Annotated in this window: 21 protein-coding genes; 15 read left to right on the forward strand and 6 right to left on the reverse strand. The window is 66.0% G+C overall.

The window, feature by feature from the left end; genetic code table 11:
* Positions 1–40: 40 nt before the first annotated feature.
* Positions 41–736, reverse strand: coding sequence for a TetR/AcrR family transcriptional regulator (locus tag RMET_RS19785; protein ID WP_011518332.1), 696 nt, complete (start codon positions 734–736; stop codon positions 41–43).
* 97 nt (positions 737–833) lie between these two features.
* Here RMET_RS19785 and RMET_RS19790 point away from each other — a divergent pair, with 97 nt between their 5' ends.
* From RMET_RS19790 to RMET_RS19820, 7 genes are all read left to right on the forward strand, one after another.
* A complete protein-coding gene (locus RMET_RS19790; protein ID WP_011518333.1) occupies positions 834–2,480 on the forward strand; it encodes an acyl-CoA dehydrogenase family protein in 1,647 nt (548 codons plus the stop codon).
* A gap of 138 nt (positions 2,481–2,618) precedes the next feature.
* Positions 2,619–4,124 carry a class I adenylate-forming enzyme family protein gene (locus RMET_RS19795; RefSeq protein WP_011518334.1) on the forward strand — a complete coding sequence of 502 codons (1,506 nt, stop codon included), beginning with the start codon at positions 2,619–2,621 and terminating at the stop codon, positions 4,122–4,124.
* Positions 4,125–4,247: 123 nt separating this feature from the next.
* A complete protein-coding gene (locus RMET_RS19800; protein WP_011518335.1) occupies positions 4,248–5,222 on the forward strand; it encodes a cysteine synthase A in 975 nt (324 codons plus the stop codon).
* A 119-nt stretch (positions 5,223–5,341) separates the two neighbouring features.
* Complete coding sequence (locus RMET_RS19805) at positions 5,342–6,493, forward strand: cytochrome P450 family protein (protein WP_011518336.1); 1,152 nt, start codon at positions 5,342–5,344, stop codon at positions 6,491–6,493.
* A 15-nt stretch (positions 6,494–6,508) separates the two neighbouring features.
* Entirely contained in the window at positions 6,509–6,865 is a 357-nt protein-coding gene (locus RMET_RS19810) for an antibiotic biosynthesis monooxygenase family protein (RefSeq protein ID WP_011518337.1), read from the forward strand.
* A gap of 18 nt (positions 6,866–6,883) precedes the next feature.
* Positions 6,884–7,639, forward strand: a complete 756-nt coding sequence (locus RMET_RS19815; protein ID WP_011518338.1) for a sulfite exporter TauE/SafE family protein — start codon at positions 6,884–6,886, stop codon at positions 7,637–7,639.
* Between the two features lie 103 nt (positions 7,640–7,742).
* The gene (locus RMET_RS19820; protein ID WP_011518339.1) at positions 7,743–8,867 is read left to right on the forward strand and encodes an extracellular catalytic domain type 1 short-chain-length polyhydroxyalkanoate depolymerase; all 1,125 of its coding nucleotides are present in this window, start codon (positions 7,743–7,745) and stop codon (positions 8,865–8,867) included.
* Between the two features lie 69 nt (positions 8,868–8,936).
* Here the strand turns inward: RMET_RS19820 and RMET_RS19825 are convergent, their stop codons facing one another.
* Both RMET_RS19825 and RMET_RS19830 read right to left on the reverse strand, forming a co-directional pair.
* Positions 8,937–9,245 carry a 2Fe-2S iron-sulfur cluster-binding protein gene (locus RMET_RS19825; RefSeq protein ID WP_011518340.1) on the reverse strand — a complete coding sequence of 103 codons (309 nt, stop codon included), beginning with the start codon at positions 9,243–9,245 and terminating at the stop codon, positions 8,937–8,939.
* Positions 9,242–9,853 carry an IMPACT family protein gene (locus tag RMET_RS19830; RefSeq protein ID WP_029308832.1) on the reverse strand — a complete coding sequence of 204 codons (612 nt, stop codon included), beginning with the start codon at positions 9,851–9,853 and terminating at the stop codon, positions 9,242–9,244. Before RMET_RS19830 ends, RMET_RS19825 begins: the two co-directional genes overlap by 4 nt.
* Before the next feature lie 198 nt (positions 9,854–10,051).
* On the opposite strand from RMET_RS19830, the gene RMET_RS19835 reads away from it, so the two are divergent.
* The 5 genes from RMET_RS19835 to RMET_RS19855 all read left to right on the forward strand — a co-directional run bounded on the left by RMET_RS19835 (position 10,052) and on the right by RMET_RS19855 (position 14,842).
* Positions 10,052–12,040, forward strand: coding sequence for a PhoX family protein (locus RMET_RS19835; protein WP_011518342.1), 1,989 nt, complete (start codon positions 10,052–10,054; stop codon positions 12,038–12,040).
* Between the two features lie 80 nt (positions 12,041–12,120).
* Positions 12,121–12,735 (forward strand): DUF938 domain-containing protein, encoded by a 615-nt coding sequence (locus RMET_RS19840; RefSeq protein WP_011518343.1) that lies wholly within the window; start codon positions 12,121–12,123, stop codon positions 12,733–12,735.
* Positions 12,736–12,815: 80 nt separating this feature from the next.
* A complete protein-coding gene (locus tag RMET_RS19845) occupies positions 12,816–13,406 on the forward strand; it encodes an HD domain-containing protein (protein ID WP_029308835.1) in 591 nt (196 codons plus the stop codon).
* A gap of 171 nt (positions 13,407–13,577) precedes the next feature.
* The gene (locus RMET_RS19850) at positions 13,578–14,135 is read left to right on the forward strand and encodes a hypothetical protein (RefSeq protein WP_011518345.1); all 558 of its coding nucleotides are present in this window, start codon (positions 13,578–13,580) and stop codon (positions 14,133–14,135) included.
* Positions 14,136–14,155: 20 nt separating this feature from the next.
* The gene (locus RMET_RS19855) at positions 14,156–14,842 is read left to right on the forward strand and encodes an RES domain-containing protein (RefSeq protein WP_231138530.1); all 687 of its coding nucleotides are present in this window, start codon (positions 14,156–14,158) and stop codon (positions 14,840–14,842) included.
* Positions 14,843–14,965: 123 nt separating this feature from the next.
* Here the strand turns inward: RMET_RS19855 and RMET_RS19860 are convergent, their stop codons facing one another.
* The 3 genes from RMET_RS19860 to RMET_RS19870 form a co-directional block, all read right to left on the reverse strand.
* Positions 14,966–15,730 carry a sulfite exporter TauE/SafE family protein gene (locus RMET_RS19860; RefSeq protein ID WP_017511504.1) on the reverse strand — a complete coding sequence of 255 codons (765 nt, stop codon included), beginning with the start codon at positions 15,728–15,730 and terminating at the stop codon, positions 14,966–14,968.
* A gap of 149 nt (positions 15,731–15,879) precedes the next feature.
* On the reverse strand, positions 15,880–16,848 hold the full coding sequence (locus RMET_RS19865) for a Bug family tripartite tricarboxylate transporter substrate binding protein (protein WP_011518348.1): 969 nt from the start codon (positions 16,846–16,848) through the stop codon (positions 15,880–15,882).
* 184 nt (positions 16,849–17,032) lie between these two features.
* The gene (locus tag RMET_RS19870; RefSeq protein ID WP_011518349.1) at positions 17,033–17,971 is read right to left on the reverse strand and encodes a LysR substrate-binding domain-containing protein; all 939 of its coding nucleotides are present in this window, start codon (positions 17,969–17,971) and stop codon (positions 17,033–17,035) included.
* Between the two features lie 142 nt (positions 17,972–18,113).
* Here RMET_RS19870 and RMET_RS19875 point away from each other — a divergent pair, with 142 nt between their 5' ends.
* From RMET_RS19875 to RMET_RS19885, 3 genes are all read left to right on the forward strand, one after another.
* Positions 18,114–19,286 carry a CaiB/BaiF CoA transferase family protein gene (locus RMET_RS19875; protein ID WP_011518350.1) on the forward strand — a complete coding sequence of 391 codons (1,173 nt, stop codon included), beginning with the start codon at positions 18,114–18,116 and terminating at the stop codon, positions 19,284–19,286.
* Positions 19,287–19,298: 12 nt separating this feature from the next.
* A complete protein-coding gene (locus RMET_RS19880) occupies positions 19,299–20,129 on the forward strand; it encodes an HpcH/HpaI aldolase/citrate lyase family protein (protein WP_011518351.1) in 831 nt (276 codons plus the stop codon).
* Positions 20,130–20,459: 330 nt separating this feature from the next.
* Positions 20,460–21,797: a TolC family protein gene (locus RMET_RS19885; protein ID WP_011518352.1), complete on the forward strand. Its 1,338-nt coding sequence runs from the start codon at positions 20,460–20,462 to the stop codon at positions 21,795–21,797.

Here is a 21,797-nt window from a genome sequence, read left to right on the forward strand (position 1 = left end):
CTGGCGCGATCTAGCGCAATCTATTCGGCCTGCCAGATGTTCAGCCGGGCTCGAAGCGGTGCATCCGGTAAGCCAGCGGCGCTTGAATCGACAGGTAACCATGGACCGCATTGCCCACCGCGCGTCGCAGCGCCACGGCATCGACGGGACGCGTCGCGGTCATCAGGGTTTGCGATACCAGGCTGTACGTCATCGCATGAACGGCAAAGGCAGTGGGGCCTAGCGGCGCGTCGGTGGGCCATTCCGGTCCGCCGGACAGCGTTTCCATCCAGAGCTGCACGAACTCCGCGTACATGTTCCGGAACGCCTCGATGCCGGACACCTTGCGCTCGACCACGAACAGCGCCGCCCAGTGTTCGGGTTCGGCCAGCGGCGCGGCCGACTGGGCGTCGATCAGGGCATCCACCCGGGCGGGCAGGGGCTCGGTGCGGTGGGCGTCGATGCTCGCGCGCATCGTGGCCGCGATGGCCTTGACGCGAAGATGGATGCAGACCGCCGCCAGCGCGTCCTTGCAGGAAAAATACTCGTAAAAGCTGCCAATGCCGACCCCGGCCAATCCGATCACCTGACGGATCGAGATGCGGTCATAAGGCTTTTCGGCCAGAAGCTGGAAGAACGCGTCGCGGATGGCGTCGGCCGTGGCGCGGGCTCGCGATTGCGCTGGCTTGCGGCGTCGGGCGCCGGACGGGCTCGGCGGATTTGGGGCGGTGGGAGCTTTGGGGCGCGCTGCTTTCATGTCTGAGAAACCCGAACACCTTGCGGTGGACGGATTCTTATACTGGTTGTCGACAAGACCGGCTTGACTGACGAGCCGGCGCAACGGAGACATGCCCATGGAATGGAGCACGCACGAGGTCACCAACGTGGTGACGGAACTGCAGGATTATAACGTCTACACCACCGATCTTCCCTTGCAGGAGGCGGTGCGCCGCGCGGGGGCGGGCGCCCACGAAGCCGAGCTGACCGCCTACGGCGCGCGGCTTGGCAGCGCCGAGACGATCCGCATGGCCGAGGAGGCCAACCACTTCAAGCCCGAGTTGCATACGTTCGACCGCCAGGGCCGCCGTATCGACCGTGTGGAGTTTCACCCGAGCTGGCACGGCGTCATGCGCATGGCGCGCGAGCAGAACCTCGTGGCACAGCCGTTCGCCGATCCGCGTCCCGGCGCATGGGCTGCCTATGCGGCCGGATTCTCGATGCACGGGCAGATCGAGGCGGGCTCGCAGTGCCCGAACTCGATGACTTTTGCGTGCATTCCAGTATTGCAACGCGAACCCGAATTGTTCGCAGCGCTCGCGCCGAAGCTCTATTCGCGTACGTACGATGCGCGGGATATCCCGCTGGAACAGAAGGATTCGATCCTGGTCGGCATGGGCATGACGGAGAAGCAGGGTGGCTCCGACGTGCGGGCCAACACCACGCGCGCTGAACCGCTGCGTGGCGAGGGGCGCGGCGGCGAGTATCTGATCACAGGCCACAAGTGGTTCTTCTCGGCGCCGATGTGCGACGCGCACCTCGTGGTGGCCCGCACGGAAAGCGGCCCGGCCTGCTTCTACGTGCCGCGCTACCGGCCCGATGGCACTAAGAACGCAGTGCAGATCCAGCGGCTGAAGGACAAGGTGGGCAATCGTTCCAACTCCAGCAGCGAGGTGGAATTCCGTGGTGCCTGGGGGCGCATGATCGGCGAGGAAGGCCGTGGTATTCCGACCATCATCGAAATGGCCACTTTCACGCGCCTGAACTGCGTGATGGGCAGTACCGGCCTGATTCGCCAGTGCCTGGTCCAGGCGTTGCACCATACCCGCCACCGTAGCGCGTTCGGCAAGACGCTGATCGACCAGCCGCTGATGCGCAACGTGCTGGCCGACATGGCGCTCGAGTCTGAAGCGGCCACGCTGATGATGATGCGGCTGACCGAGGCCTTCGCGCTGGCCGATGAGGATCCGCTGCAGCGTGCCTACAAGCGCATCGTCACGCCGGCGGCCAAGTTCTGGCTGGCCAAGCGCAGCGTGGAACTGTCTGGCGAGGCCATGGAGGTCTTTGGCGGCAACGGCTATATGGATGAAGGCCCGATGGGCCGCCTGTATCGCGAAACACCGGTGATTTCGATCTGGGAAGGATCGGGCAATGTGATGGCGCTGGACATGATCCGTGCCATCAGCCGGGAACCGCAGGCCATGCAGGCGTTGCTGGAAGACCTGACGCCATTCTGCCGCCAGGACGCGCGTCTGAGCGATGCGGCCACGATGCTGGTCGCGGGGCTGCGGACCCAGGGAGAGGCGACGGAATGGCTTGCGCGCCGCCATGCGCAGCTTCTGGTGCTGCTGGTGCAGGCCCGTCTGCTCGGCGAACATGCGCCGGCGGCGGTGACCGATGCGTTCATCGCCAGCCGGTTCGACGCGCAATGGGGCCGCGTGTTCGGCATGCTGCCGGATGGCGTAGCGCACGCCGCGATCCTGGATCGCGCCTGGACGCAGTAAGACGCCGCAAGGCCAGCGCAAGGCCAGCGCAAGGCCAGCGCAAGGCCAGCGCAAGGCCAGCACAAGGCCAGCACAAGGCCAGCACAAGGCCAGCACAAGGCCGGCAGAACATACAAAAGAGAAAGTGGAGACGCCCCAATGAACATCGTTGCCTTGCTGGATAGCAACGTACGCAAGTATCCGGACAAGCCGTTCCTGCGGTATGCCGGACAGTCGATCACCTATGCGGAATTCGATGCGTTGTCGCGCGGCGCGGCCATCGTGCTTGCCGACCACGGCGTTGGCGCGGGCGACCGCGTGGCCGTGCTGTGCTTCAACACGCCGGGTATGGTGGCGGCGATGTTCGGGGCGTGGCGGCTTGGCGCGGTGGCGGTGCCGGTCAACCACAAACTGCAGACACCGGAGGTCGACTACATCCTCGAACATGCAGGCGTGAAGGTGTGTGTGTTCGACGGCAGCCTGGCTTCCGTGGTCTCTCGCCTGCAGACGCCAGTGAAGCTGTTGGCCACCAGCACCGATGCGGCCGGGTTCGATTCGTTCGACGCGCAATTGCCGGCGGCCGGCACCTACAATGCGCTGCCGCCGGCCGACGACGCCATCGCCCAGATTCTCTACACGTCCGGCACCACGGGCCGGCCCAAGGGCTGCGTGCTGACCCATCGGGCCGTGTGCATGGCAGGAATGACCGCCGCGCTGGCGTTGTCGATGCAGCGCGACGAGCGCACGTTGATGGCGATGCCGCTCTGGCACTCGTCGCCGCTTAACAACTGGATGCTTGGCACGCTGTACGTCGGCGGCACCGTCATCCTGCTGCGCGAGTACCACCCGCTGCATTTCCTGCAGACCGCGCAGGACGAGCGCGCCACGCTGTACTTCGGCGCGCCAGTGTCGTACCTGCTGCCGCTGCAGATGAAGATCGACGTCACCGCGTTCGATCTGGGGTCGGTCCGCGCATGGATCTATGGTGGCGGCCCGATCGGCGCGGACACCGCCCGCCAGCTTGCGCAGCTTTATCGCAGCGATCGCTTCTATCAGGTCTTCGGCATGACCGAGACCGGACCGTCCGGCACCGTGCTGTACCCGGAGGAACAGGTCGCCAAGGCTGGCTCGATTGGCCGCGTGGCCACGCCGGGTCTGGACATGCGTGTGGTGCGCACGGGCGGTGCCGATGCTGGCCCCGGCGAGATTGGCGAAATCTGGATCAAGGCCGACTCCAATATGCTGGGCTACCTCGATAACGAAGCCGCCACGCGTGAAGTCATGCGCGACGGTTGGTATCGCAGCGGCGATCTGGCCCGCCTGGACGCCGACGGCTTCCTGTTCGTGGTGGATCGCACCAAGGACATGATCATTACCGGTGGCGAGAACGTCTACTCGAAGGAAGTCGAGGACGTACTGGGGGCGCACCCCGATGTCCAGGACGTTGCGGTGATCGGCCGGCCACACGACCAGTGGGGCGAGACCGTGGTAGCTGTGCTGGTGCCCAGGCCCGGCACGCAGCCGGACCCGGAGGGCATCAAGGCCTTCGCCGCCGAGCGGCTGGCGCGCTACAAGGTGCCGCGCGAGTTCCTGATTCGCGACACACTGCCACGTACCCCCACGGGCAAGCTGATGAAGCACGTGCTGCGCGCGGACTTCACGTAGCGGCGCTGGCCGACGATTGTGCGCCGGACGATGCTTCCGGCCCGCAATCCGCGCCATCCGTATGCCCGGACTAAGCTGTAGCTGTAGGAATGAGCGGCACAGTTCGGGCATGCGGGAGGTGCGATGGCAACGCGGAACGGTTTTATCGGCGCAGTCGGCAACACGCCGTTGATCAGGCTCGGCAAGCTCAGCGCGGAAACGGGCTGCGAGATCCTCGGCAAGGCCGAGTTCCTGAACCCGGGTGGCTCGGTCAAGGACCGCGCCGCCTTGTACATCATTGCTGACGCCGAGCGGCGCGGCACGCTGAAGCCTGGCGGCACCGTGGTGGAAGGCACGGCCGGCAACACCGGCATCGGCCTGGCGCATATCTGCGCCGCGCGTGGCTATCGCTGCGTGATCGTGATTCCGGAGACCCAGTCGAAAGAGAAGATGGACTTGCTGCGCGTGCTCGGTGCCGAAGTACGCACCGTGCCGGCGGTACCCTACGCCGACCCCAATAACTATCAGAAGGTGGCAGGGCGCCTGGCGCAGGAACTCGACAACGCGATCTGGGCGAACCAGTTCGACAACACGGTCAACCGGCAGGCCCACTACGAGACCACGGGGCCGGAGATCTGGCGAGATACCGACGGCAAGATCGATGCTTTCGTCTGCGCCACTGGCACAGGCGGGACGCTCGCGGGCGTTGCCCGCTTTCTCAAGGCGCAGAACCCGGCGGTGCGAACGGTGCTGGCCGATCCACATGGCAGTGGTCTGTACAGCTTCGTGAAGACCGGGCAGATCCGGGCCGAAGGTAATTCGATTACCGAGGGGATCGGGTCAAGCCGCATCACTGCGAATCTCGCGGACACACCAATCGACGATGCGGTGCGCATCGATGACCAGCGTTGCGTGACGATGGTCTACCGGCTGCTGCGCGAGGAAGGGCTGTACGTGGGTGGGTCGACGGGCATCAATGTGGCGGCCGCGGTGCAGATCGCGCAGGATCTGGGGCCGGGTCACACCATCGTGACGCTACTGTGCGATCGTGGCAGCTTGTATTCGGCGCGGCTGTTCAACGCCGAATGGCTGGCGCAAAAGGGGCTGGTGGCTGGCTAGCCGCGCTTGGTGGTGCCTCGGTGGTGCCTTAGTGGTGCAATCGACATTTCGCGTTGTCGTGAAACATCCAGTGCGATGGCGAACCATACTGGGTGGCATCTACCAGATGCGAGCAGGTCATGCCCCCCAACGCTTCCCTTGCCCCCGCCGATCCGATTGCAGCCGTCACGCACGCCGATCCTTATCCTTACTATCGTGACCTCGCGAGCACTCGCCCGTTCTACTTCGATCCAGCACTGAAGCTGTGGGTCGCCGCCAGCGCGGCGGCCGTCGCGGAAGTGCTGGACCATGCCGATGGCCGCGTGCGGCCAGCCGCACAGCCCGTTCCGCCGTCGCTCGCCGGATCTGCCGCAGGTGACCTGTTCGGGCGGCTGATCCGTATGAATGACGGCGTGGCCCATGCCCCGCTGAAGGCAATCGTGGCGCGGCAGATGGCGGCGCTGGATCTGTCCGATGCACGCAGTCGGGCCCGCGCGCTGGCAGCGGCATTGCCCCGCGTGGACCACGACGACGCACACGAAGCCAATCGCTGGATGTTCACGTTGCCGGTGCTCGCCATCGCCGATCTGCTGGGCCTTCCGCTTGAGCGCGACACGGACGGTCACGTCTCGACGCGGGTGGCCGGCTTTGTTGCCACCTTTGCCGCGGCCATGTCACCGCTGGCATCCCCGGCGGATGTCGAGGCTGGCGTTGCTGCCGCGCAATGGCTGACGCGCCTGGCGCAAACCGCCGAAGATCGCGAAACGGCAGACATCGGCGTGCTGGCCGCGCTGGCGCAGGCGGGGGGTGACAGCAAGATGGATCCGGCCACGCTGACGGCAAACGCGATCGGCCTGATGATCCAGTCGTGCGAAGCGACTGCCGGGCTGATCGGCAACACGCTCGTTTATCTCGGCAGATCTGACTGGCAAGGGGCCGATATCGGAGCGAGCGTAGATCGGGTGGCAAGGATCGATCCACCCGTGCAGAACACGCGCCGTTTCATGGCAGCGGATGCGATGTTGTGCGGCCAGCAGGTCAAGGAGGGCGATGCGGTGCTGGTATTGCTGGCCGCGGCGGCGCATGATCCTTCCTCCGCCGCGGAGGAGCGCGCGTGGACCTTTGGTGCGGGGCGGCACGGTTGCCCAGGCGATGCGCTGGCTCGCGTGCTGGCCACGTGCACGGTCGATGCGCTGCTCGCGCGCGACGTACACCCGGACCGGCTTGCTGCCGGCGTGCGCTACCGGCCATCCGTCAATGCGCGCATTCCCAGCTTTTCATCCAACAACTAAATGGAGCCCCCAGCCATGATCGCCATCATCTTTGAAGTCGAGCCCGCGCCAGGGCGCCAGGACGCCTACCTCGACATCGCCGCGCATCTGAAATCGACGCTGGAAACCATTGATGGATTCATCTCGGTGGAGCGGTTCCAGAGCCTGACCACACCGGGCAAGCTGCTCTCGCTGTCGTTCTTCCGGGACGAGGCAGCCGTGATCGCCTGGCGCAACACGCTCGACCACCGCAAGGCGCAGGCGGCCGGGCGCGGCGGCGTGTTTGCCAACTATCGGTTGCGCGTGGCGCAGGTGGTACGCGACTACGGCATGAACGAACGCGACGAAGCGCCGGCCGACAGCCGCGCGGTGCACGACGCTGCGCAACCCTGATCCCCGGAGCCAATGCGAATGACGTTGTTCGATATCGGGCAGGAGATTGCATTCATCGGTCTGACATTCCTGTTGGCCGGCTTCGTGAAGGGGGTGGTCGGGCTGGGCCTGCCGACAGTGGCGGTGGGCCTGCTGGGGCTGGTCATGCCGCCTGCCCAGGCCGCCGCGCTACTGGTGGCGCCTTCGATGGTGACCAATGTGGTCCAGTTATTCAGCGGACCGCGTTTCGGCCTGTTACTGCAGCGCCTCTGGCCGATGCTCGTGGCGATCTGCGCGGGCACGTGGATATGCGCGGCGCTGGTGCCGGCCCGGGTTCTCGGGCATGCCACCAACGCATTGGGCGTGGCGCTGGTGCTCTACGCGATCGTCGGGCTGGCCGCCGTGAGGCTGCACGTTCCGCCGCGCGCGGAAGGCTGGCTGGCGCCGCTGATCGGACTGGTGACCGGCGCCATCACGGCGGTGACGGGTGTATTCGTGATTCCGGCCGTGCCTTACCTGCAGGGGCTTGGGCTGGACAAGGAAAGCATGGTCCAGGCGCTGGGGCTGTCGTTCACCGTGTCTACCATTGCGCTGGCTGTCAGCCTGGCGCTGGACGGCGCGCTGCTGCACACGCCGGTACTGGGGGCCTCGGCGCTGGCGCTGGTTCCCGCGCTCGGCGGCATGTTCTTCGGGCAGTGGCTGCGCCACCGGATTAGCGCGGAGCGCTTCCGTCGCCTGTTTTTCTGCGGTCTGTTGTTGCTTGGCGTCGATCTGGCGCTACGCGGGGCATTCTGACCCCATCCGCCGAGGATTCCTGACATATTCGCCTGCCATACTGGCCCCCAGATCGCGGCGCTAGCATGGCCTTGCCGCACCGGACACGAAAGGGCGATGCGGTATGAAGCGGCGCACGGGCGGTACCAGGCTGTTGGCAACGTTGGGCAAGCAGGCGGCGCGCAGCGCGCGCCGGCTGCAGCGCACCGTGGCGCAGACAGTGACGGATCCGGTGCTGCGCGTGGCCAGGCAGCAGGGCCAGGCGGTCAGCAAGGCCATGGGGCGTGCCGTTGGCAAGGCCGCGCGTCAGGCCTTCACAGGGGTAGTGACTCCGGCCCCAACCCCGGTCAGCAAGGGCGGCGGTATCTGGGAGGAGGGGCTGTGGGGCTTCAGCCTCGGTATCGGCAGCATGGCGCAGCGCCGCTATCGCGTGTTTGTGCCGCCCGGTGTCAGCGCGGCGCGGCCAGCGCCGCTGCTGGTGTTGCTGCACGGCTGCGGCCAGGATGCCGCCAGCTTCGCGGCCTGCGCCCGCGTGGCCACCGTGGCGCGCGACGCGCGCTGGGTGGTGCTGATGCCGGAGCAATCGCTGCAAGGCAACGCCCAGCGCTGCTGGAACTGGTTCCGGCCCGCTGAGCGCGGCGCATCGGAGGCGGCGCTGCTGATGTCGATGGTCGATCATGCGTGCCGGCGCTACGCGGTTCTGGCCGACCGGGTTTGCGCGTTCGGTTTGTCTGCTGGCGGCGCCATGGCGCTGATGCTGGGTCTGCGCTATCCCGATCGCTTTGCCGCCGTGGGTTCGCATTCCGGTGCCGCGCCGCTCAGTGCCAGCAACGCGTCGCAGGCGTCACGCGCGATGCGCGGGGAGCGGGCGCCTGACATCGATGCGGCGCGGTTGCTGCTGGCCGGACGTCGGCCTCCGCCGCTGCTGCTGGTGCATGGCGACGAGGACGCGATGGTGTCCTACGACAACGCAACGGCTACGGCTGCCATGTGGCTCGACCTCGTCCCACATGGCGTGCATGCACCTGCCCCGTTGCCGCCAAAGCACGTGCGCCGCGGCACGCGCAGGGAGATGGACGTGCTCGACTGGCAGAGCGGGGCGCGCCCGTACCTGCGGCTGGTAAAGGTGGAGGGTCTGCGTCACGCCTGGAGCGGTGGCGCGCCGGGGCAGGCGTTCGCCGACCCCGCCGGCCCCGATGCACTCAAGATCGCGCTACGGTTCTTTTCGGTGAACGGTCGTCACGATTGAGTGTGGGTAGCGCGCGGATCGAGTGCAGATAGAGCGTGGGCAGGGCTTGGCCCGTAGATGATGGCGCGATCAGGCCGCGCCAACGGGTTCGAACACGACGTCGCTGGTCGGACACGCCACGCAGGGCAGGATGTAGCCATCCTCCTTTTCGTCGAGGCTCAGGCCTGGCCATTCCACGCGGTAACGCACGCTGCCTGCGTGGAGTTTGCTGATGCAGGCGCGGCAAGTGCCATTGCGACACGAACTGGGCAGCGACACGCCTTCGAGCAGCGCCGCCTCGAGCAGACTCAGCGAAGCCGGCGCGGCAAACCGTGTATTTGCGGGCAGGACGCACGCCGTGTATTCGGTGTCGTCGAATGTGTTCCCGTCGCCAGTCATGCCTGCTCTTCGGTATCCGGGAATCGGGCTCGGCCGTGCGTGGCGTCGCGCAGCGTGGCAATCGCGCCATCGCGCAGCGTGGCGGGCAGGCGGATCAGCAGCGTCGCCAACGCGTCATATCGGGTGTCGACCAGCGTGCAGCCTTCGGCGGCCGACAACTCCAGCCAGCGTCGCACGCGCGATTCGTCGGCATAGTCGACCTCGATGGCAAACGTGGTGTACGCAATGCGTTCGATACGCTCGGCGTCCTTGAGCGCGCCGGCGATGGCGTCGGTATAGGCCCGCACGAGGCCGCCCGCGCCCAGCTTGACGCCGCCGTAGTACCGCACGACGGCCGCCAGCACGCCATCGAGGTCGTGATGGCGAAGAACTTCGAGGATCGGCCGGCCTGCCGTGCCAGAAGGCTCGCCATCGTCTGACATGCCAGATTGTCCGCCCGCCAGCAGCGCCCAGCACACGTGGGTGGCGGTGGGATGCTGCGCCCGCAGATCCTGAATCACGGCCATCGCCGCATCACGGTCGGCCACCGGCACGGCCAGTGCGATAAAGCGGCTCTTGCGGATCTCGATGTCGGCGTGAACTGGGGCGGCAAGCGTGTAGGTAGGCAAGACGGGGAAATGCAGTGGTCGCTGGGCAGGAGGCGAGTGTAGCGCAGGCCGACCGGCGGCCACGGAAACCGGGTCGCGTGACAGCTTGCTGACCGTCAAAAAACTGTCATGCTGGGTGCTTATCATCCGCCACGGGGCGTTCCGTCCACATTGCCCCGGCGCCCGATTCGCATACCTATCCACCCACATAGAACCATCATGTCCGACCAACCCCTCGTTGCCCGCCGCCGTGCCCTGAAAATCCTTGGTGGAGCCCCGATGCTCCCGATCGGCGCGGCCGCCGCGAGTCTTGCGGGTGGGATGACCGCGATGGAGGCCGCGTTCGCCGCCGCGCCCCGGCGCAAAGCTGGCGCGGCCTTTACCTCGGCAACGTTCACGGGCATGGCCGCGCCGTCGCTCGACAATCCGGCGACGATGGCCACGACGACGGTTGGCTCGTCGATCAAGGTGTCTTACAGCGATGACAGCGCGCAGGAATATGCGCTGGCATACCAGCCCTTCTTCGTCACCGGCGACATGCTGCCCGATGGCAAGGGCGGCAAGGTGCTGGCAGGCGGTTACTACGATATCCATAACCGCGCGATCATGGATACCTCGGTGCCCGGCAAGACGCGCCAGTTCTTCTCGGACTGCCCGGACGGCAGCTCGCTGCTGACCGTGCGCGGCGCGCGCGTGCCCGGCGTGAAGGGCAATACGGTGTTCGCCGTGGTGCAATTCGAATACACCACGCGCGACCAGGCCAACGGTGACATGTACGGCATGCTGCCGTCGCCGATCGCCGTCATCACGCTCGACCAGGACCCGAAGACCGGCAAACTCACTCCGGTGCGCTATCACAACGTGGATACGTCGTCCGTGAACGGCCTGTGGATCACCTGTGGCGCGAGCCTGTCGCCGTGGAACACGCACCTGTCGAGCGAGGAGTACGAGCCGGACGCGGTCAAGGCCGCCACCGACAAGCGTCTGCGTGGCTTCAGCCAGAACCTGTATGGCGACGCAGACCGCGCCAACCCCTACCACTACGGCCATCTCCCCGAAGTCACCGTGCACGCCGACGGCACGGGTTCGATCCGCAAGCATTACTGCCTGGGCCGCATCTCGCACGAACTCGTGCAGGTGATGCCGGACGAACGCACCGTACTGATGGGCGACGACGCCACCAATGGCGGCCTGTTCATGTTCATCGCCGATCGTCCGCGCGATCTGTCGTCGGGCAAGCTCTATGTGGCCAAGTGGCACCAGACTTCCGGCACGGGGCCGGGCGCGGCCACGCTGTCGTGGATCGCGCTGGGCAGCGCGACGAGCGACGAGATCCGCAAGCTGGTGGATAGTGGCATCAAGGTCTCCGACATCATGGACGTCAAGACCAAGGACCCGGCTGATAGCGCTTACACGCGCATCCTGATCGATGGCAAGCCGAACTGGGTGAAGGTCGCGCCGGGCCAGGAGAAGGCGGCGGCGTTCCTGGAGACTCATCGTTACGCGGCGCTTGTGGGTGGCAGCCTGGGCTTCACCAAGATGGAAGGGACCACGGTCAATATCGCGGACCGCAAGGCGTACTCGGCGATCTCGCGTATCGAATCGAGCATGTTGGCCGGCAACGCGGCGAACGCGGGCGATATCCGCGTGGAAGGTCCCTACTCCGGCGCCGTGTACGAACTGAACCTGCGTGGCGCCCAGACTGACCATGCTGGCGCGCGCATCGACAGCGAATGGGTGCCGGTCGACATGGCACCGGTGCCGGCACTGGTATCCGAAGACCTCGGCGGCGGACCCAGGAAGGCGCAGGATGCGCTCGGCAACTTCGCCAACCCCGACAAGGTGGCCACGCCGGACAACCTCAAGTTCTCGGAGTCGCTGCGCACGCTGTTCGTCGGCGAAGACAGCAACACGCACGTCAACAACTTCCTGTGGGCGTACAACGTCGACACGAAGCAGCTGTCGCGCGTGCTGTCGTGCCCGGCCGGCGCGGAATCGACCGGACTGCACGCGGTGGACGAGATCAATGGCTGGACGTACATCATGAGCAACTTCCAGCATCCTGGCGACTGGGAAGCGGGGCTGCACGACAAGGTCAAGGCACAGCTCGACCCGCTGGTCCGCGCCAACTATAAGGACCGGTTTGGCGCGGCGGTGGGCTACCTGACGGCCACGCCGGCAGCGATTCGCCTCGGCAAGCGGGCCTGACGCCGCGTTCCGGCCGGTCCTGCTACCCTGTGGGCTGCGCGCCCGGCATCCGACCGGGTGGCAGCCCCACGAGGAACCCCATGACCGCTGATCCGACCGCGCGCCGCATGGCGCCCGCCACCGACCGCAACCGCGAGCCGATCCTGGCCGTGCTGCGCAACGTACTGCCGCGATCGGGCACGGTACTGGAAATCGCCAGCGGCACCGGGCAGCACGCCGTGCATTTTGCGGCGGCGCTTCCGGGCTTGACGTGGCAGCCGAGCGATCTGGATGCGACGCACCGCGAGTCGATTGCCGCCTGGACCGAACATACGCAGGTCCAGAACGTTCTCCCACCCCTTGCCATCGACGTCCGCCAGGAGCCGTGGGGCATCGATGCCGTGGACGCCATCGTCTGCATCAACATGATCCACATCGCGCCCTGGGCCGCGGCCGAGGCGCTGTTCGAGGGTGCGGGCAGACGACTGGCGCCGGGAGGCGTGCTGTACCTCTATGGCCCCTACCGCCGCGAAGGCGCGCATACGGCGCCAAGCAACGAGGCGTTCGACCGTCAGTTGCACTCGGCCGATTCGGACTGGGGCGTGCGCGACATGGAAGCCGTGATCGCACTCGGCACGACGCACGGCCTGACGTGCGATGCCCCGATTCAGATGCCGGCCAACAACTTCAGCCTGGTGTTTCGCAAGCAGGCGTGAGCGACGGCCGGCGCACTGCCCCGCGCGGCCGGGGCGGGCTGCTAAACTTCACCGCGAAACACTGTCCATCTGCATTCAACGTGAACCTGTCCAACCTGGAACGCCAGCTTTCCTTCCTCCGGGAAATCGACCTGTTGAAGAGCGTCGTCCGGATGACACCGCTTATCAATCAGTCACGCCGTGAGAACAGCGCGGAGCATTCGTGGCACCTGGCCATGTATGCCCTCGTCCTGTCGGAACATGCGGCGGCACCTGTCGACGCCCTGCGCGTGGTGAAGATGCTGCTTATCCACGACATCGTGGAAATCGACGCAGGCGATGTGCCGTTTCACGACCCGGCAGCAAGAGCCGGTCAGGCGGCGCTGGAGGAACAGGCGGCAGAGCGGATCTTCTCGCTGCTGCCGGCCGCCCAGGCAGCGGAGTTCCGGAGTCTGTGGTCCGAGTTCGAAGCGGGAGAAAGCGACGACGCACGGTTTGCGAAATCGCTGGACCGTCTGCAGCCGTTACTCCACAACGCAGCGACCGGAGGTGGTAGCTGGGTGGAGTGCGACGTCACGGAAGAACAGGCCATGGCACGTTACGGCCCGCCGATCGAGCGCGGCTCGCCAGCGCTTTGGGAAGAAGCGTCGAGGCTTGTCCGCGAGCATTTTCAGAAGCCTCGGGAAGGGTGACGTGGGTGGGTGTACACCGCGGGTGCCAGGTGTACCTACGCAGGGTGAGGGGCGGTAGCCACACAATGCTGTGAATTCGTGTCGGATTGCGCTTTCGCCGTTGCAGTGATTGAGCCGTGTCGAGCCATTCCATAAGCTGTCCTCGTCACGTCACTGCACCGGAGGTTCAGCATGTATCTCGATCCCATGGCAGGCTTGCAGCCGCTGCCAACAGCCTATACACCCAGCGGGTTGCGCCAAGGCAGCCGTCCCGGCCATCTGCCATTTTCGGATTCCCCGTGTGCTGTGCTCGGGTCCAGCCGGCTGCCGATTGGTCATCTGACGGTTGCGGAGGTTTCGGCGCAGGGCCTCGTGAACCTGACGCCTTGCGAACTGCATCGCGCCATCGAGGCGGGCCACTTCTACGCCGAGGGCTACGATCCCGCCGGAATGCCCACAATACTTCCGGCCTGGCAGTTCGTGCCGCCCGCGCCGAGCCTGATCATGCCGATCATCATGGCGCTCCGCAACGAGCCGTCAGGTGAAGATCCCTTTTTCTGGATGATCGCCTACGAAGAGTTGAATGATCTCACTCCGGCTGAAGTGCTATGCGGAAGGCTGCTTTGTACCCAAGGGTCGGTGTCGATCGGGCAGGTGCATCATTTGCGACGGTCCGATGCCGAACGGCAGGCAACGGTCACGGCGGCACTAGAGCTGCTCCCTTCCCGGTTGCTGCGAGCCGGCCCGTGAGGTGCGATCCGGAGTTGTCCTTGGGCGCTACCGATATGCCGGCAGACGTCGCGGCACAGATGCCGCCGCGTGGATTGGTCATCGATGCGATGGCCTCGAGCGTTTGCACGCTGAGCCGTGGGACGTTGCTGACCAGAGCCGCCTGGAACGCGGCGACGGCGCTGCCTGACTTCGTGACGCATACCCACCGATGGGGGCCGCCGGTCAGTTGCAGGCAGGCAGCAGGCCGCTTTCCTTTCCATTGGCTGTATGTCGCGGAAGATACCTACACCGCGATCTGGGAGGGCCGATTTTGCGAGAAGGTCGAGAGATATCCGGGCGCGTTCAGACTCAACGAGGCTGCCAGTGACGGCCTCCTGGTTACCATGCGGCTGAAGTCGGATCTGAATTTCCTCGAGATTGGTGGGACGACAGCCGCCAGACTCGGAATCTATGATCGGTTGTCAGACCCAGACTACCAATGGTGCAGGCATTTCGGTCTGGAGATGCACCATGTTCTCGAAGCGCTTTTCAATCGGACAGGTGCGATTGGCATTCGCTATCCATCAAGGCGCCTTCGCAACCATGCCGCACTCGCAGTTCATTCCCGTCATCTTGGCAGGTGGAGAGAATCGGTAACGATCGATGCGGCACGTTTCGGCGACTTGCCCATATACGGTGAGCTTCTCGACGATCCGTGTCGACTGACTGAGGCGCTATCAAAATGAAGCGAAGCGGTGCTGGCTAGACGCGCGGCCGCAGACAGTACAAGTAGTATGGCAAGGCCGCGCAACGACGCCAGAGTCATTTTGATGGCGCCTCTAAGGCGCGCTAGGCTGCACCAGTGCGACTCACCCCCGCACTAGCATCACCACCGCCGTCGCAATCAAGCACAGCGCGAACGCCGCGCGCAGTTTGCGTTCTGGCATACGGTGGGCAAGGGCCACGCCCCACGAGATCGTCAGCATGCCGCCCAGCGAGAGCGGGATGCCGCTGTACCAGTCAACGTGGCCGGCGTTGGCATAGGTGAACAGCGCGACAACCGCGCCAGGGGTGACCAGTGCCAGTGCCAGGCCCTGCGCGGCGGCCTGGCGCATTCCGAACAGCCCCACAAGCGCGGGGGCGGCTACCACGCCACCGCCGACGCTGAAGAATCCGGAGAACGCGCCGCCGACCACGCCCACGGCGGGAATCCACGAGGGAGACAGGCGTGCCTGCGGTTGTGTGGTGGCGCGGCCCGGCAGGAGTCGCCACAGGAAGTACAGCGCCAGGCCAATCATGAAAACGGCAAAGATGCGGCGTAGCAGTGCCGCGTCGATCGACGTGGCGAACTTTGCGGAAGCGTAAGTGGCAAGCACCGCGGACAAGCCAAGCACGATGGCTGTCTTCAGCTCGATATCGGCACGCTTGCGGTATTGCCAGAACCCGATCAGCACGTTCGGCGCGATCATCACCAGCGAGGTGCCCTGTGCGAGCTGCTGGTCCATGCCATAGAGCAGGCCAAGGGCCGGGATCGCGATCAGGCCGCCGCCGATGCCAAACAGGCCGCCCACGCCGCCGAGGAGTCCCCCGAGTCCAAAGATGAGCAGGGCGGACAGCAGCGAATGGTCGGGCATGGTGAATCGGGGGCGGGGTTGCGAGAAACGGCCTTCAGAAAAGGCAAGTCCGCGATCATACGCGGACATGGGTAATACATTGCTGTGGTGCGTCGGGCGGATCGGGTGGAAGTCCGGCACCCGCAGGTGCCGACTCCCGACTGAAGCGGTCAGTCGACCTGCGCACCAGACTGCTTGACGATCTTCGCCCACTTGTCGATGTCGCCGCGCAGCATGGTGGAGAACTGTTGCGGCGTGCCCGTCAGCACTTCGGCGCCCTGGGCAGCAAGCTTGTCGCGGAGCGTCTTGTCGCCCAGCGCGGTCTGCATCGTGGCGGCAAGCTTCTGGGTGACATCCTTCGGCGTGCCGCGCACTGCGAACAGGCCGACCCAGAGGTCGCCGCTATAGCCGGGCACGGTCTCGCTGATGGCGGGGATGTCCGGGGCGAACGGCGAGCGCTTGGCCGAGCTCACGCCCAGGGCGCGGACCTTGCCGGCCTTGATATGCGCCAGCACGGAGGGCAGGCTGGCAAAGGCCATCGGCACCTGGTTGCCGAGCACATCATTGAGCGCCGGGGCGACGCCCTTGTACGGCACGTGCTCGAGCTTGATGGCCGCCATGCTGTTCAGCATCTCACCCAGCAGATGGTTCAGCGTGCCGTTGCCGGCAGAGGCAAAGCGGTAGTAGTCGGGCTTGGCCTTGGCCATCGCGATCAGTTCGGACATCGACTTGGCCGGGAAGGCGGGGTTGACCACCAGCACGTTCGGCACGGTAGCTACCGGGGCGATCGGCTCGAAGTCCTTGATTGGGTCGAACGGAATCGAGCGGTAGAGCGACGGGTTGATGGCCTGTGTGCTGCTGATGGTCATCAGCAGCGTGTAGCCATCTGGCGCGGAGCGGGCCGCCGTCTGGGTGCCAATGTTGCCGCCAGCGCCCGGGCGGTTTTCCACCACTACCTGCTGGCCAAGGCGTTGCGACAGGTCGGCCGCCACCAGTCGGGCGACGATGTCGTTGGTGCCGCCCGGCGCCTGCGGCACGATCATCTGGATCGGCTTGGACGGATAGGTGTCGGCTTGAGCGTGGCCGACAACGGACAGGGCCATGGCGATACCGGCGATGGCGCGGATTGTACGAAGCATGATGTCTCCTCGGTGGCTTCTGGCGGGCCCATGCACTTGGAGGCCCGCTGATGTGGCGCCCACTCTAGCGGAGCCACCCGCTAAGGAGAAATTCAATCGGTGACTATGGGCATAAGGTTTTCTTATCGGACCGGGCGCGGCGGGCCGGCCATCCATACACCGACACCGGGAGTCGCCGCTCCCATCAACCCGCTGGCGCCAGCGACCCGCCCAGCGCAATCCGTTCTCCGACTATCTCTCGCAACACATCAGCCACCGCCTCGGCCGCATTCGAGCGCGGCAGCGCGCGCGGCCAGCACAGTGACAGCGTGCGTCGGAGTTCCGGAACGATCAGCCGCCGAGGCACGGTCGCATCGCCATCGCCAAGCGACGACGCTGGCAGTATCGTGCAGGCCAATCCTTCCCGGGCGGACGCCAGCAGGAAAGGCAGGGAGTCGAGATCGGCCACCACATTCAGATTCATGCCGGCCTTGGCAAACGTGCGCTCGACCACCTCGCGCAACCCCTGCGAGCCGCTTGGCAGTACCAGCGGGATGCCGTCGAGCGCCTTGAGCGGGACCGTATCCGCCGTGGCGCTGCCCCGTTTGCCCGGGCGCGGCGCGGTCACGGGTGGCGTGCCGATCAGGTAGAGCGGTTCGCTGGCCAGCGGCTCCGGCTCCACCGCGCGCGATGGCGTGTCGCGAAACAGGATGGCGAAGTCGAGCCGGTTCTGGTTCAGCAGTTCGGAGATATATCCGCTCATGCTTTCAAAGAGCTGCAGCCGGACCTGCGGGTAGCGCTGGCGCACGGTGCGTATCAGCGCCATGCCGAAGGCCGCTGCCGCCGTGGTGGGCAGGCCGATGGCCACGGTGCCCGAGACCTCGGCTCCGGCCACGCGCACGTCGGCGCCCGCGATTTCCACCTGTCGAAGGATGTTGCGCACGTGACGGTAAAGCGTCTTTCCGGCTTCGGTGGGCCGCACGCCTTTCGCGCTGCGGTGCACCAATGGCACGCCGAATTCGTCTTCCAGCGTGGCAAGCTGCTGCGACAGCGCGGGCTGCGCCACGCAGACGACCTCGGCGGCGCGGGTCAGGCTGCCTTGGTCGACGATGGCCACAAAATAGCGCATGGCACGGATGTCCATGGGTTCTCCAGAGGGTGCATGGGGACGCACCGGGGGTGCAGGCTATTGATTCTACTTATGGAGCCTTCTGCAATCCCTATTTCACAGGTCGGAGGCGGGCGGGTAGATTGGCGGCATTGCGCTACCTACCCAAGACACTGTCATGTCCCGACCCCTTGAAGGCATCACCGTCGTTTCGCTCGAGCAGGCCATCGCCGCGCCGTTCTGCACCCGTCAACTGGCCGATCTCGGCGCGCGCGTCATCAAGATCGAGCGGCCTGGCCCGGGCGATTTCGCGCGTGCCTATGACGGCCGCGTGCGCGGGCTGTCGTCCCACTTCGTCTGGACCAACCGTTCGAAGGAAAGCCTGACGCTCGACGTCAAGGCGCCTGCCGCGGCCCCGGTGCTGGATTCCCTGCTGGCCAAGACCGATGTGTTGATCCAGAACCTGGCGCCGGGCGCGTCGACCCGCCTCGGGCTGGACTACGAGACGTTGTCGAAGCGCTTTCCGCGCCTGATCGTCTGCGATATCTCCGGCTACGGCGGCGATGGTCCCTATCGCGACAAGAAAGCCTATGACCTGCTGGTGCAGAGTGAATCGGGCTTCGTGTCGGTCACCGGCACGCCGGAAGAGGGCGTGAAGGCCGGCGCCTCGGTGGCGGACATTGCCGCCGGCATGTACGCATACAGCAACGTGTTGGCCGCGCTGATCGAGCGGGGCCAGACCGGCCGTGGCAAGCATATCGACGTGTCGATGCTCGAATCGATGGTCGAATGGATGAATTTCCCGATGTACTACGCGTTCGATGGCGCCGAACCGCCGCCGCGCGCCGGGGCGTCGCATGCCACGATCTACCCGTACGGACCGTTCCCGACCGGCGACGGCAAGACCGTGATGCTTGGTTTGCAGAACGAACGCGAATGGGCGGCGTTCTGCAAGGTGGTGCTCCATGAGCCGGATCTGGCCACTCACGCTGCGTTTGCCACCAACAGCCTGCGCAGCGCAAATCGCGCGCAACTGCGTGCCCGCATCGTTGAGGCGTTCGGGCGGCTGACCGCCGCGCAGGTGGTGGAGCGGCTGGAGGAAGCAAAGATCGCCAACGCCAACGTCAACACGATGGCCGACGTCTGGGCGCACCCGCAACTGGCGGCCCGCAAGCGCTGGCGCACCGTCGATACCCCGGCGGGGCAGATCCCGGCCCTGCTGCCGCCCGGCATGACCGACGCGCGCATGGACCCGGTTCCGGCGGTGGGCGAGCACACGGACGCCATCCTTGCCGAGGCCGGTTGCACTGCCGAACAGATCGCCCGGCTTCATGCCGACGGCGTGGTCTGACGGAGGCGGGCGATGACAACCACCCGAGTGCCGCGCAGTTATCTGTTCGTTCCGGCATCGCGTCCGGAGCGTATTGGCAAGGCGATCGCGGCTGGCGCCGACGCCGTGATCGTCGATCTTGAGGATGCGGTGGCGCCCGATGCCAAGGCGGCTGCGCGCGCTGGCCTGGCCGAGCCCTGGCGCGACTTGCAGGCCCAGGCGGATGCCGCCGGCCTAGCATTGCTGCTCCGCATCAATGGTGCTGACACCTCGTACTTTGCCGAAGACGTGGGCTTTTGCCGCACAAGCGGCGTTCGCGAGATCGTGCTGCCCAAGGCCGACAAGGCGGCGCTGGCCGCGCTGCGTGCCGAACTGCCCGAGACGCCGTGCGGCGCCTTGTTGGAGAGCGCGGCCGGGTTTGCCGATCTGGCCCATGTGGCGCGCGCGCCAGGCGTATCGCGACTGCTGTTCGGCAGCATCGACCTGATGTTCGACCTTGACGTGGGTGACGACGACGCGCCGCTCCACCATTTCCGTAGCGAATTGGTCATGCATTCCCGGGCGGCCGGACTGCCGGCGCCGGTCGACGGTGTCTGCACGGCCATCGGCGATGCCGACGCGCTGGCCGCCGACACCGCGCGGGCACGGCGTTTCGGGTTTGGGGCCAAATTGCTGATTCATCCGAATCAGGTGGGGGGTGTCCATGCCGCCCTGGCGCCATCGGCCGACGAACTGGCCTGGGCGCGTCGCGTGGTCGAGCAGGCCGCCGCCGCGCAGGGTGCCGCGATTGCCGTCGACGGGAAGATGGTTGATCGCCCAGTGCTTGAACGCGCACAACGTATCGTCGCGGCGGGTGCCGCCTGACGACGCTTCCGGCCCTCCGAATTGGCGCTGATGGGGCGCCAATGGAGCGCCAATGCGTGTTTTCCCTGAGCGTGGGATTACTGCAAAACCTGCCGGTTCGCCATCGGCGTGAAAGGTATTTGTAATGAAGTTCAGGCTGAATAGGCGCGCGAGATCATGCACGCTTTGCGGGAGAATACGAAGATGAATGTCCTGGGCCTAAGACAATAAAGCTGTCTTCCCGGTGCACCGTTTGGCGGACATGATCGTTAACTTCCGATCAAGTCGAAACGAGCCAGACTGACCGTGCATTCTTATGTTTCCCGAGTCGCCGTGGCGACGTTGCTGGCCATGGCCTCCGTGGGCTCCATTGCCGCCTCGGCCGGGCAAGCCGCCAGCGGACCCATGCCTCCAGATGGCCCCTGCATGCCGCCTCCGGCAAAGGCCGCGCTGACCCTGGCGCAGGCACGCCTTGACGCGCTGCGCTGCAACCGCGACATCATCTCGGCCCGTCGCGGCGAGGAAGCCAGCCAGGCCGACATCCAGATTGCCTCCCAACGCCCGAACCCGGTCCTGAGCCTGGGTGTGGCCAATATCAACCCGCATCTTGGCGTGGGCGCCGGGAACTGGCGCAGCAAGACCGTGGACTCGACGGTACGCGTCGACCAGGTGATCGAGACCGCGAACAAGGGCAACCTTCGCACCGACGCGGCCCGCAAGGCCAGCGCCGCCGCCGGCGAGCAGACGCAGGCCGTGGTGGCCCAGCAGGTCGGCGCCGTGGAGCAGGCGTGGTATGACGCGGTAGCCAGCCAGAGCCGGGTAGAGGTGCTGACAGAAACCGTCGGTCTCTATGGCAAGACTCAGCAAGCGAACGAGGCCCGGCTCAAGGCTGGCGACGTGGCACGCGCCGATGTGACCAAGCTCCAGCTCGAAACGCTGCGGGCCCAGAGTGACCTGCGCTCCGCCCAGTCGGACTATGCCACCAGCAAGGCAGCACTGGCCGCCACGATCGGTCTTCCGGGCACGCTGTTGGACAACCGGCTCGTGCCGGACTGGCCTGCGCTCGATGCCCCGGTGCCGTCAGTCGATCCCGAAGTGCTGCAGCGCCGCCCGGATGTGACGGCTGCCGAAGCCCGGCTGGCCGCCGCGGCCTCCGCGCGTGACCTGGCGCGTGCCGGCCGTGTGCCCGACGTGACCGTCGGCGCCCAGTACGAGCACTATCCGGTTTCCGAGGCCAATACCACCGGCAGCGGCAACAGCTACGGCGTGTTCATCTCGATTCCGCTGTTCGTGCGCCACAGCTTCGGCGGTGAAGCGCGCCGCGCCGAGGTGGACTACTACGCGGCGCTCGACGACCGTAATCGTATCCTGCTGGCCGCGCAGAACGACATCGAACGGCTGCGCAGCCAGCTCGAATCGGCGCGCGCGTCGCTGCAGCAGATGCAGACCGCCGTGCTGCCGGCGGCGGAGACCGTCGCGCAGAGCGCCGAATTCGCCTATACGAAGGGTGCCACCGGCGTGCTCGACCTGCTCGACGCGCGCCGCGCGCTGCGTCAGACGCGCCTGGACGCCGTCGACGTGCAGGGCAACTTCGCCAAGGCCATGGCCGCCTACCGCGCCGCCCTGCAGGCCACCACTTCCGATATCAACAAGCTTCCCCAGGTTCGAACCGATGCATCGCATCCCTGA

Source organism: Cupriavidus metallidurans CH34, from assembly GCF_000196015.1.
In the GTDB taxonomy this organism is placed as follows: domain Bacteria; phylum Pseudomonadota; class Gammaproteobacteria; order Burkholderiales; family Burkholderiaceae; genus Cupriavidus; species Cupriavidus metallidurans.